We start from the raw sequence: 12,086 nt of genomic DNA on the forward strand, positions 1-12,086 counted from the left end.
CTAAGTTAGTGAGAGTTTGGGGAGGATGGTTGGGAAGTTAAGAGATGTTATTCACGGGGGAGTGTTGGTATAGGAAGGTAAACTTCTTCTTCACCCTTTTCTTCATTTACCAACACCAGTTCTTGATTTTTATTGATAAACAAATACTTTGTCCCATAGGGAAAATAAAACTTGTCATTTCTACAGTCCAACTGAATATACTTCCCGTAGGAAATGTAATAATCGCCTTCTTTCGATCGATATAAATCGGTACATCCATCCTTAACTTTCCATTTTCCCAAACACACATTTTCGCCCTCAACAAATTTTATGAATTGATTCGCTTGTCTGGTAAGTTCTTCCAGGTCAAAAGACTCATCATTTAGGCAAGATATTGTATCCCCTTTTTCCCAATAAGAATCTATGCTTTGATTAAGGTAACTCCAATCACTGCTCTGTGATATTTCGTTAATGCCAACCATATTTTTATAGGTCATTCTATTTAAGTTGATAAGAGGAGAATGCATCCAGAGTGTAAGGGACATCCATAAATAATCGTGACCTTTTGTTTTTGTGGTATCAAAATATTTGGTTGATGAGTAAGCAAAGTGATCGTAAAAAGCAAGGGCTTTTACCCAGTTCTTAGTATGGATAACAGGGTTTCCTAAATTGCTTAAATCTTGATCCGAAGCATATAATTGTTTCCAGAAATTATCGATAAGGGAATCACTCGTAAGTGCTTTGATTTCCTCTTTTATCTCTGACAAGTTGATTGGATTATTTAACTCCTGACTAAAAAGTGCAGAATTTAGAAGGAGGGAAATCATTAAGAGCGATGAAAAGTGGTTCATATCTTAAAGATAGAATTTTTCTAATTAGTCGCATGTTTGCCAAAAGGTAAACCTCAATAGAATCAAGGCTTCTAACAGAATCTAAATATGAATAAGCTTCATTTTTTTATACGATTCGAAAAAAAACAATAAAAAAGTAACGAAATTTTCTAAGCATTATTCGCCCAATCGTCTGCCATTACTCGGCTTTGAGCTTTGGCAAACATGCGACCAATCAATAAATATAAAAGAAAAAATTTAAGCCTTCACCAATTCTACTTCGGCCAAATGCCCAGCCATCTTTTGCTTCACAATGCGGTAGAAATAATAACTCACCAAAGCCGTAAACACATCTGCAAAAACAAAGGAATACCAAATGCCCTCCAAGCCCCAGAAAAGTGGCAATATCAATACCAAGGGTACTAAGAAAATAATCTGTTTACTCAACGATAAGAACAGTGCCGGCATTACTTTTCCTACAGCTTGGTAATATCCACTCATCAACATATTGATGGCAACCAAAGGTGTAGCTGCAAAAATCCAACGCATGGCAAAGGTAGCATCCTCTATCAACGTAGCATCTTTGGTAAAGATCATAACGATATAGGGTGTAAACACCATGATGAGTACGAATATGATAAAGGCCATTATCGTTGCCCATTTGATAGATAAACTGATAATATCTGAAACCCTCTGGAACAATTTGGCTCCATAGTTAAACCCAACGATGGGTAAGAAACCTTGAGTTACCCCCAAAATTGGGAAGAAAGCAAACATGGCGATACGATTGACTATTCCATACACAGATAAAGCAATATCTCCACCGTATTGTACCAATGAATTGTTAAGTACGATAGCCAAAATTGAAATAGCTCCTTGTCGCACCAAAGTGATAGAACCTATAGACCCAATCTCTCGAATGATTTTCGCTTTCCAAATCATTTGTTTGGCTTTGAAATTCAATTTAGAGCGCGTTGAAAAGAAAAATACAATGGTATACAAGGCGCATGCAATAAAGGAAACCGTTGTTGCCCAAGCGGCACCTTCTATTCCCATGTCGAAATACACGATGAGTATAGGGTCTAAAATGACATTGATCACTGCGGGTATAATCAATACGACCATGGATATTTTGGGGTATCCTTCCGCACGAATTACAGAGTTGGTCATCATGGCAATGGTAAGGAAGGGAACTCCGTAGAGCAGTATGTCAAAATAAGCGGTAGCCGGAGCAGTAATCTTACCAGCAGTACCAAAAAGCAAGAGAATTTCTTCCATGTAAAGCGAACCACCGATGTAGAAAAGCAAGGCAAAAGCAACGGTTAAACTCACCATGTTGGCAAAGGTATGGTTGGCTTTTTCCTGGTTCCCTTCTCCAAAAGCTCTGGAAATAATGGATGAACCACCTACACCTATGGCCATACCTACACTTGACATTAAAAACTGTATGGGCATCACAACCGTAATGGCACCAATAGCATATTTACCCACATAATGACCTACAAATATGGTATCCACGATACCGTAGATGGCCATAACAAGTATACCTATGGATGCGGGAATGGCTTGTTTGCTCAATAGTTTTGCGAGTGGTTGAGTACCAAACTCATTGGTTTTGTTTGCTTTGCTCATGGATTGCAAAAATACTATTTATCTGTTCTATTAGGTTGCTCACTAGTAGGGTAAAAATGGCTATTTTAAGACATTACTTAATTTGATGCAATGAATTCGCCTTAGGGATAGCAGCGGCAGCCCGGAGGATAAAAAGCATAGAAATGTGGTGGGTGCAAAGCGACTTAAGAAGCTTGGCGACCGACATACATGCCTGGCTTTTTAGCCGAGGAATAAAGCGGAAAGCCCGTTAAAAGGCCGTCCAAAGAATTCAAAATTCACAAATCAAAATTCAAAATTCAAAATTCAAAAAAAGAGAGGAGACTAGGTGTATTTGAGCGCTCAGCTATTATTTCTTCTTTTTCTTGCGTCTTCCCCACCAAACTAGGGTTCCTGTAACGGGTAAGCTGGCAATGATGAGTGAAGCTAAAAAAGCTATTATTTTTCCGGGTAGTCCAGCGATGGCTCCGATATGTATGTCGTAATTCATTCTGTACAACTTGTCGGTAGCATCTGCATCAGCGTATTTACCCCAAAGGTGATTGACCTCTACCTCTTCCAAAGTTTTCTGATCAAAAAAGCGGTAATCCGTTCTGTAATGGGTGCCTTCATCGGGCTTAATCGAAATATAAATAGTGGATGAATCGGTATGTGGAACGTGCACTTCTATATTGTCAGCATTGGGATATTCCAACATCATTCTGCGCCACATTTCGTCCATGTTGTTTTCCATTAGGTCCGTTGGCAAGGCTGCTTGACCTTTCAAAGAAGGCGAATCTGGCTCTACGTAAACAATGGATTTTTCACCGCCCAGCAACTTGTAACTTCCGTAAGCGAACCAACCAAAGCCCCATACCAAACCGGTTAAACACAAGACCATGGCGATGGAAATAACATAAAACCCAAGGATGTTGTGTAAATCGTAGTTCTTACGCTTCCATTTGGTGGTTTCTTTCCACTTGAATTTGAATCGCTGCTTGCGCGCATTCTTGTTTTTCGGCCACCAGAGGATGAGTCCCGTAATGAGCATGAAAAAGAAGATTAAAGTAGAGGTTGCTACTACGGTATGACCTAATTCTTCAGGTAACCAGAGGTAGTAATGTCCGTCTAAAATGAAGCGGAAAAAACCAGCAGTTAAATCGACATATTTAATGCCCTCCCCTGTAGTTGGGTGCACGTAAAATGCATCGTAAATGAGCTCTGAAGTATCTGTATCATCTTCGTAATACATCACTTCAAGGGCTTTGTCCTTCCCTAAATAATTGATGGAGTGAATGTGTTGTTGCGGATAAATAGAATCTGCGATATGCGCAACTTGTGAAGGAGTTAAGTAGGGATCGTCATTCAATTCCACGTGTTTATAGTCTTGATACAGACTTTGAATCTCTTCTTTAAACGCGTAAAAACACCCTGTTATGGCAACAATAAAAACTACAACTCCCGTAATTAAACCGAGCCATTTGTGTACAACTAAAAATCCCTTCCTCATTCTTTCTCTTGCAAGCTTGTTTGAAAACGCCGCAAAAATCGGGGCTTTTGGAGGAGGAAACAATACCTAGGAGTAGGTATTTATAATGATTCTAAATAGTAATGAAGACTTTTAGACAGTTAGATTTTTAGACGGTTAGACTTTTAGATGGCTAGATGGCTAGATGGCTAGATGGCTAGAATGTATAAAACAACAAGTTGTTGGTAGTACTAGCGCGGCAGCACTGGAATCGCGCAGTGGCTGGAGTAAAATAAAAAAGCGGAACATTGCTGCTCCGCTTTTATCAATATGTGTGAGAAACTATAGTGTTTCTTTTAGCCATTTTTGGAATTCAGTGTGCCAGATGAGAGAGTTTTGGTAGTCGAGTACCCAGTGGTTTTCTTCTGGGAAGTACAACAACCTACTTTTTAATCCTTGTAATTGTGCGGCTTGGTAGGCTTCTAAACCTTGACCGATAGGCACTCTGAAGTCTAAACCTCCTTGGATGATCATGATTGGGCTGTCCCATTTTTCAACGTGGTCTGCTGGGTTGAATTCGTTGTAAGCTTTTTGAGCAACTGCATTGTCTTTATCCCAGTAAGCTCCACCTAGATCCCAGTTTACAAAGAACATCTCTTCTGTAGTACCGTACATACTTTGCCAGTTGAAAATACCATCGTGGGCAATGAAAGATTTGAATCTACCTTCGTGAATGGCTGCTAAGTAGAATACTGAGTAACCTCCGTAAGAAGCTCCTATACATCCTAAACGGTTTTTATCTACGTAGGATTCTTTGGCAACATCATCAATCGCTGCCAAGTAATCCTTCATGTTTTGTCCCCCGTAATCTTTCGAAATTTGCTCGTTCCATTCAACTCCATGACCTGGCATACCTCTACGGTTTGGCGCTACAACAATGTAACCTTGCGCCGCCATCAATTGGAAATTCCAACGGTAAGAGTAAAACTGAGAAAGCGCTCCTTGGGGTCCACCTTGACAGTATAATAGCGTTGGATATTGTTTCGTAGAATCAAAATCCGGTGGGTAAACTACCCATGTAACCATGTCTTTTCCATCTGTAGTTTTTACAATACGTTTGTCGATTTTACTTAAGCCTATAGATGCGTATAAGTCGTCATTCTCGTCGGTAACCTGGGCCATTTCTCCCGACTTCACATCAACGCTGTATACCTCTGAAGCATGGTTCATATCTCCACGCATCACCAACAGATTTTTCTTGTTCCAACCAACAATACCACGAACGTCAAATTGTCCGTTTGTTATTTGTACTGGTCTATTCAAGATCTTCTTCTTACCCGGTAAATCAATTTTAAACAAATGTGCCTCACCTCCCGTTGGAGCAACGAAATAGATACTTTTTTCATCTTCTGACCACACAAAAGAATTTACTGTTCCATCCCAAGCAGCTGTTAAATTGTGCTTTGTTGTTCCGTCGAAATAAATGATGTCGTTCTTATCACTTTCGTAACCGTCGCGTTTCATTTGCAAGTAAGCTAACTTTCCTTCTGCAGAGAAAACAGGGTTTGTATCGTAGCCCATGTTTCCTTCTGTAAGGTTAGATGTTTTTCCAGTCGCAAGATCATACACGTAAATATCTGTATTGGTACTTACCGCGTATTCCTTTCCGTACAACTTTTTACACACGTAGTAAATCTTTGTTCCTTCAGCATTCCAGGTGTAATCTTCAGCCCCACCGAAAGGTTGAGTTGGACATTCAAACTTCTCCCCTTCCATGATATCGACCATTTCTCCAGTCTCCAGATTCTTCACAAAAAGGTGGTTGAACTTACCATCTTGCCAGGTATCCCAGTGTCTGTAATCCAAATCGTTGTAAATCTGAACGTTTGACTGTTTCAATTCAGGGTAGTAATCCGTACCGAAAACTTTGTCCAGCTTCACTTCCTTCACCACAATTTGGTATTTACCATCTGCAGAAATTGTAGGGTCACCCAAAATTTTAGAAGGATCTTCTATAGTTCTTTTTGTACCTTCTTTCAGGTTCAAACCAAACACTTCCGTGCTTTTTTTATTGCTGGCGATATCTACTTTCGACACAGCATAAATCAATTCAGAAGTCTCGGCATTCACGCCCATTCCTCCTACTCTATTCAATTCTATCAATTGCTCTGCAGTGATTCCTTGTTGCGCCTGTGCACTCATTGTCAAGGTTGCTGCAAAAAGCATTACTAAACTTTTCTTCATGTTTCTCTTCTATGAAAGGTTTGTGAAATAACGATTGCCAAGATAAGGATAAATTCAAGGATTTGAAGATTTGTCTATCGACTTCCGCTCGAGAACCTAAATCTGAATAAAGGATTTGAGAAAAATTTAAAAACAGAACTTGCATTCTTGATGTAAAGATTTAAGGGAGGTCCACGGGGCTAAAGACTAAGACGCTACTAGTTGCTGAAATTGAAGGCCATTACAACAGCGAAATCAAAATTCAAAAACAAGCGCTACCAACCTAGACTTGTATATTGTCTAAAAATATTTTACCATCTAAATTTATAAACCTCCCGTTTAGATAGGTATATTCAACTCAAAACCAAGCAGTATGAAAACACTAACTACACTAACATCTGTCTTTTTACTGGGCGCGGCATTGGCGCAAGACTATGTTCCTTTTCATTCTCCTTCCAAGTTTCAAGAAGTTGGAGGCAGTAATGAGGAATTCTTTTTTCCTGAAGAGACCATAGTTAATGGCGGCGTGATAGAAGTCAAACAATATCAAAAGAAATCAGATAGTATCTTTGATTTAGACATCAATAATCCTTGCCCTTCTTGGGGCGGAATGGCAGAATGGTCTTTTGCAGGTTGGCTTGGGAGAAACCTCAATTACAATCAAACCGCAAAGACTTTAGCTATTGATTCAATCATTAGTTTTGATTTTAATTTATCTCTTGGAGATTCATCACTATTCTATATGGATGGCATGCATGAATATTACATACGATACACCAGTAAAACAGAAGAACAAGTATTGAACTTTACCGATTCTGTTAGAAATTACGCTATAGAAACTTATAACTTACAAGGTAGTTTGGTTGCTAATCAATATAGTACACAAGCTATAAGAATTGCCAAGTCGCTTGGAGCTATCAACTTTATAGATTTATCTGATTTTCCAACAACTCAGAAAGAATATCAAATCATTGGTCAAGCAAACACTAACTTAGGACATCTTGGAAATTATGGTTTAACCTACGACGAAGCATTTCCCTGGGATGTAGGAGACACTATTCAATGCTACGGTACGAATGTATTGGCTAATGGTGGGGAAAATAGTTATGTGACATATTTTATAACCAACAGAACAGAAACTTCCGATAGTGTTTTTATCTCTTTAAGCAAAAAGATTTATCATACAGCATCCATTGGTGGTCAAAGCACTTCTGACACAACTGACCTATCCTATAACATCACATATGATGACGTTTACGCTTATGAGAGGAATAAGCTCATTGGAAACCAAGCTCATCAATACGCAGGCTTTGGTGAGTTTTACAACCATACTTCAGAAACCTATGAAAAATATGATAATTCCAAGACAGGATATTGTGATTCTTGTAATTGCTTCACGCAATACGACGCTTATTTACAAAACTTTAATCATTTTGTTTACCAGAAAAATTTTGGCTTAACGATGCAAGAAGTCGAAGTGTTTGGCGAAGGACTAAAAGCACAGGCTTACCTCGTTTATGCACGTGTTGGAAATAACGTTTACGGTAACTACCACGCTGCCAATGTTAATGAAGCCGCTTTAATAGAAGTCAAACTAGCACCCAATCCTGTAACTGACTTCATCCACCTTTCAAGTAATGAGCGAATAGCAAGCGTAAATATTTACAATACCACGGGAGCTTTGTTGCAATCCAAAGCGATCAATAGTCAACAAAGTAAACTAGATGTGCAGCGCTTTAACCAAGGGGTTTACCTCATCCAAATTACTTTTGATAACGGCCAACAAACTACACAGCGTTTTGTAAAACAGAACTGAAGTTCTTGATTTAAAGATTTAAGGAAGGTCCACGGTGCTAAAGAATAAGACGCTACTAGTTGCAGAAATTGAAGGTCATTACAACAACGAAATCAAAATTGAAAAACTCGCGCAACAAACTTAGACCTGTGTATTTACTTAAATTATTTGCCGTCTAAATTCGAAAACCTTGCGTTTTGATAGGTATATTCAACTCAAAACCAAGCAGTATGAAAACACTAACTACACTAACATCTGTATTTTTACTGGGAACAGCATTGGCGCAAGACTATGTTCCTTTTCATTCACCTACAAAGTATAAAGCTGTGGGTGGGACGGAGGAAAAATTCTTCTTCGCGGAGGAAACGAACATCTACAACTCCACGCTAGAAATTAAACAATACCAAGAGGCCAGTGATGTTTTACAAGCTCCCGACCCGAATGATATGGAATGTGGTTCTTACGGGGATGTAAATTTGGCAACGAACAATTGGCTCGGTAGAAATATTCACTACAATCAATTGCTTCTTGAACTTGTAATGGATAATCATCTCTCTTTCAACTTTGATTTATCCCTTGGAGACTCAGCTGTGTTCAACACGACCAACAACACAGATTATTACCTCAAATACATTTCCAAGACCCAAGAAAACATTCTCAATTTTTCCGATTCTGTAAAAGCATACGCAATTGTAGCTTATGATGCACAGGGGAATGCTGTTACCACTTCTTTTAGTGCAACTCCAATTCGAATTGCAAAGCATTTAGGAGCTGTTAATTTTATAGATATACAAAGTTTTCCAAATGCTGCGGTAGAGTTTGAAATCGTAGGACAAGTTAATACAACCGAAGGTCACCTTGGTTCTTATGCCCCAACTTATGACGAAGTTTACCCTTGGGAAGTAGGCGATACCCTACAATACAAAGGCACTTCTTCTGTGGCAAGTTCGCAATCCTCCTACTATGCCGTAAATACGGTAACCGTAACGAATAGAGTTGAAACAACGGATAGTGTTTTCATTTCAATTTATAACGACTTATACACCTACAATTCAGCTGGAATTGTATACAACATCACCTACCCTCCCGTAATTGCCTTCAAAAAAGGGGAAGCCCTCACCACCTATCCATCTAACTATTACGAATACATGGAAAATTATCATGTGGGTGAGGTTGAATTTGAAAACTTAATCGGAAATGGAATGGAAATGTCTGATTTCATTTACGGTGATTATTGTGATTCATGTGCATGTTTTACAGCTTTTGAGTTGGTAAATATCTTGTTCGAAAATTACAAGTACATGGCACCTTTTGGTCAGGTACACAGAGAAAAAACAAACTATGATGGCGCATTAGACGTTTCGGCAGAAGCTGAATTGATTTTCGCACGTGTTGGAAATAATACTTTCGGTAACTACCACGCTGCCAACGTTAATGAAGCCACTTTAATAGAAGTCAAACTAGCACCCAATCCTGTAACTGACTTCATCCACCTTTCAAGTAATGAGAGAATGGCAAGCGTAAATATTTACAATACCACGGGAGCTTTGTTGCAAAGCAAAGCGATCAATAGTCAACAAAGTAAACTGGATGTGCAGCGCTTTAACCAAGGGGTTTACCTCATCCAAATTACTTTTGATAACGGTCAACAAACTACTCAGCGTTTTGTGAAACAATAAGTTTTATGGAACCTCATTGAACCCCGAAATTCTAGCTTCGGGGTTTTTTATGTCCCAGAAGTTGCGGAGGGATTTAAAAATTTAAAACAGAACATACGTTCTCGATTTAAAGATTTAAGGGAGCTTAAAGTTTTTTGAATTTTGAACCTTAAATTTTGAATTTCTTGTTGGCAAACTCACTACCCAAGAATCTTGGGTAGTGATCAGGCCATACACTATAGTTCACGTTTTAAACATCAAGTAGACTTAAGCTGCACGTTCACTTCCGGTGGTCGTAAGCGTGCAGCAAAGTCTACTAAATGTTCACCACGCAAAGCTGCCGTTGCTGTCCTTGTTTGATTTTTTATTCAACACTAAAATTGGCGCTCCAACTTGCGTCACTGATGTCTTTGAAACGTAAAATATAGGATCCTTTTGCTAATGCTGGTATCTTCATTTCTAAGGTGGCCAAGGCACCAAGAGGGAGCATTAAACTTTGTTGGTTCACCTTTGTTTTTGCTACGTAATGGTTTACAATTTTGAAGTTTTCTTCACTGTTAAAATCTTCTGAAGTTAAACTTTCAACCACCAAACCTTCTTCGTTTAACACGGAAATTTCCGTCACAAAAGAACCGTATACATCTATCCCTTCTACGCGCATTACGTTAACACTGAGTACATCTTCGTCGTATTGCACTTCTGACAATTCAAGCTTGGGCTTTTTAGAGAGGTTGTGCAACTCTCCCCAAACTCCACCATGGAAATATTGGTTGGTCCCTAAGGCTACGAACACCGCAAAAATAGAAGCAAACAAAACGGTTTTTTGCTGTTTTCTTTCCGACCAAGGTAAAGTTCCCGAAAACAGCCAGGGAAAGAGTCTCTTTTGGGTTAGCTTATGTTCCTTTTGTAGGAGGTAATTGTCCAAGCTCCATTTGCCACTTCCCGAAAAGAAGAGCACGATTCCACTGGCAATTCCAAGAATTCCAATTTGCCATTCGTCTAAGCAGGTGGTACCTAACCAACCCGAACCTAAGAGAATTCCTAAGGCTAAAAAGATGGTTCCTATACTGGCGAGTCGGGTGGCAAAACCGAAGATGAGGAAAAGTCCGACGATACCTTCGATAACTGTAAAGGCCACCATGTTGATCCACAATAAGTCGGGATGGGAAACTAAATGTTCAATAAGATCGCCTATACCCAGTGCGTTGGGTAGGAAATGATTAAATTTAATACCTACGTAATTCGCGGCTTCTGGATCGAGTTTGAAGTCGAGCACCAACCTGCGCCAAAGCGCTGAAAAGTAGGTCCAGCCAACCACCCATCTCAGTGCCGTTAAAGTGGTTGCGGATTGTAATATGTGTTTTGCTTTATTTTGCATTTTGTAAAGTTTTGGAGAGGTACATATAGACGTTATTCAAATTTTCGCATCAACTCATTTAAGGCTTTAACCTTATAATGAGCAAGGCATTTTTAAATCTAGAAGTCCCCTGATTATATAAATATGATTACTTGCCCGAACGGCAAGGGATAACTAGTGAACACTAGCACATCCTATCATCCAAAACTTTATTTATGCGGCGGTATAAGGAAAGTGAATGGTTGTAATCGAAAAGGTTGAAACGGTACAGCTGAAATTGATCTAAACGCTGAATGTAGACCTCATCATTCTCAAAGAATAGAAAGGGTTTGTACACGCCTTTCTCTGCTTTTTCTTGTCCTTGTTTTTCCGTTTCAGTCAGTGTATAAGCACAACTAGAAAATCCGGTTTTATTCGGACTTGTGACTTGTGTAACAGGTAAATCTAAAACAGTTTGTAGTGTTTTACGAACAGAACAACTAGACAGAACCAACAAGAAAATCAGCACAAAAATATGCGCCAACTTTTGGGTATACGTGTTTGTTTTGTTCTGCACCTGCATAGTGCAAAAGTGAACAAAAGCTGAGAAAAGCCTTGTTAAAAAAGTTGAATTAACAAATGAATAACAAAAACAGTATTGAGTTTGAGAAAAATAGTACTGAGTGTGAATAGGGAGTATTTAGGAATAGGTACGAAAAACGGGTTTTGTATTATGGTTTTATTCTGACTTTCAAATTGATGTTTCTTCTTCTTAGTGCACAACTAGAACACGATTGCAAACACACAGGAATGTAGAGTATATCTCCTGGATTCATCATCTTTATACGTTTGATTTCTGAAGCTGTAAAACTATTTGTTTGTGGTGTACGTGAAGAAGATCGTAGTGTAATTGTGTCTTTTTCTTTGGTAAGAATGTAGGCTTCAAACCCCAGAACTTTTGAGCAGGTATCACGTTCTCCACCATAAAAAATCAGCAATTGATTGTTAGCCACTATTTCATGAACCGTGGCAACACTATCTCTAATATTCCCGAGGTAAATCTGGCCATCCACTTTAAATGCAAAAAGAAGAAATAAGAGAATTAACTTTCCTTTCATATACATTAAATCCTCTTTTAAAAAAAGAAACAAAAACAGTATTGAGTTTGAGTAAGGAGTAAATAGTAGAGGGATGAGCAAGGAGAAAA

9 protein-coding genes are annotated in these 12,086 nt (G+C 38.9%); 2 read left to right on the top strand and 7 right to left on the bottom strand.

What is annotated here, in order from left to right; genetic code table 11:
• Nucleotides 1-47: 47 nt before the first annotated feature.
• From BM327_RS12925 to BM327_RS12940, 4 genes are all read right to left on the bottom strand, one after another.
• Nucleotides 48-746, bottom strand: coding sequence for a hypothetical protein (locus tag BM327_RS12925; RefSeq protein WP_139230372.1), 699 nt, complete (start codon nt 744-746; stop codon nt 48-50).
• 321 nt (nt 747-1,067) lie between these two features.
• Nucleotides 1,068-2,441 carry an MATE family efflux transporter gene (locus BM327_RS12930; RefSeq protein ID WP_090251138.1) on the bottom strand — a complete coding sequence of 458 codons (1,374 nt, stop codon included), beginning with the start codon at nt 2,439-2,441 and terminating at the stop codon, nt 1,068-1,070.
• Nucleotides 2,442-2,769: 328 nt separating this feature from the next.
• Nucleotides 2,770-3,909 carry a PepSY-associated TM helix domain-containing protein gene (locus tag BM327_RS12935; RefSeq protein ID WP_090251143.1) on the bottom strand — a complete coding sequence of 380 codons (1,140 nt, stop codon included), beginning with the start codon at nt 3,907-3,909 and terminating at the stop codon, nt 2,770-2,772.
• A 300-nt stretch (nt 3,910-4,209) separates the two neighbouring features.
• Nucleotides 4,210-6,111 (bottom strand): S9 family peptidase, encoded by a 1,902-nt coding sequence (locus tag BM327_RS12940; RefSeq protein WP_090251146.1) that lies wholly within the window; start codon nt 6,109-6,111, stop codon nt 4,210-4,212.
• 352 nt (nt 6,112-6,463) lie between these two features.
• On the opposite strand from BM327_RS12940, the gene BM327_RS12945 reads away from it, so the two are divergent.
• Both BM327_RS12945 and BM327_RS12950 read left to right on the top strand, forming a co-directional pair.
• Nucleotides 6,464-7,906: a T9SS type A sorting domain-containing protein gene (locus BM327_RS12945; protein ID WP_090251152.1), complete on the top strand. Its 1,443-nt coding sequence runs from the start codon at nt 6,464-6,466 to the stop codon at nt 7,904-7,906.
• 209 nt (nt 7,907-8,115) lie between these two features.
• A complete protein-coding gene (locus BM327_RS12950) occupies nt 8,116-9,564 on the top strand; it encodes a T9SS type A sorting domain-containing protein (RefSeq protein WP_090251156.1) in 1,449 nt (482 codons plus the stop codon).
• A gap of 343 nt (nt 9,565-9,907) precedes the next feature.
• Here BM327_RS12950 and BM327_RS12955 read toward each other — a convergent pair whose 3' ends face one another.
• From BM327_RS12955 to BM327_RS12965, 3 genes are all read right to left on the bottom strand, one after another.
• Complete coding sequence (locus tag BM327_RS12955; protein WP_090251160.1) at nt 9,908-10,921, bottom strand: TQO small subunit DoxD; 1,014 nt, start codon at nt 10,919-10,921, stop codon at nt 9,908-9,910.
• 163 nt (nt 10,922-11,084) lie between these two features.
• Nucleotides 11,085-11,462, bottom strand: coding sequence for a hypothetical protein (locus BM327_RS12960; RefSeq protein ID WP_090251164.1), 378 nt, complete (start codon nt 11,460-11,462; stop codon nt 11,085-11,087).
• Nucleotides 11,463-11,610: 148 nt separating this feature from the next.
• On the bottom strand, nt 11,611-11,997 hold the full coding sequence (locus tag BM327_RS12965; RefSeq protein WP_090251169.1) for a hypothetical protein: 387 nt from the start codon (nt 11,995-11,997) through the stop codon (nt 11,611-11,613).
• Between the last annotated feature and the right edge of the window lie 89 nt (nt 11,998-12,086).

The organism is Lishizhenia tianjinensis (genome assembly GCF_900116425.1).
Taxonomy (GTDB): domain Bacteria; phylum Bacteroidota; class Bacteroidia; order Flavobacteriales_D; family Crocinitomicaceae; genus Lishizhenia; species Lishizhenia tianjinensis.

Excerpts from the sequence above, each read along its gene's own strand:
- BM327_RS12930 (WP_090251138.1), bottom strand. The coding sequence starts at position 2,441 with ATGAGCAAAGCAAACAAAACCAATGAGTTTGGTACTCAACCACTCGCA.
- BM327_RS12935 (WP_090251143.1), bottom strand. The coding sequence starts at position 3,909 with ATGAGGAAGGGATTTTTAGTTGTACACAAATGGCTCGGTTTAATTACG.
- BM327_RS12940 (WP_090251146.1), bottom strand. The coding sequence starts at position 6,111 with ATGAAGAAAAGTTTAGTAATGCTTTTTGCAGCAACCTTGACAATGAGT.
- BM327_RS12945 (WP_090251152.1), top strand. The coding sequence starts at position 6,464 with ATGAAAACACTAACTACACTAACATCTGTCTTTTTACTGGGCGCGGCA.
- BM327_RS12950 (WP_090251156.1), top strand. The coding sequence starts at position 8,116 with ATGAAAACACTAACTACACTAACATCTGTATTTTTACTGGGAACAGCA.
- BM327_RS12955 (WP_090251160.1), bottom strand. The coding sequence starts at position 10,921 with ATGCAAAATAAAGCAAAACACATATTACAATCCGCAACCACTTTAACG.
- BM327_RS12960 (WP_090251164.1), bottom strand. The coding sequence starts at position 11,462 with ATGCAGGTGCAGAACAAAACAAACACGTATACCCAAAAGTTGGCGCAT.
- BM327_RS12965 (WP_090251169.1), bottom strand. The coding sequence starts at position 11,997 with ATGAAAGGAAAGTTAATTCTCTTATTTCTTCTTTTTGCATTTAAAGTG.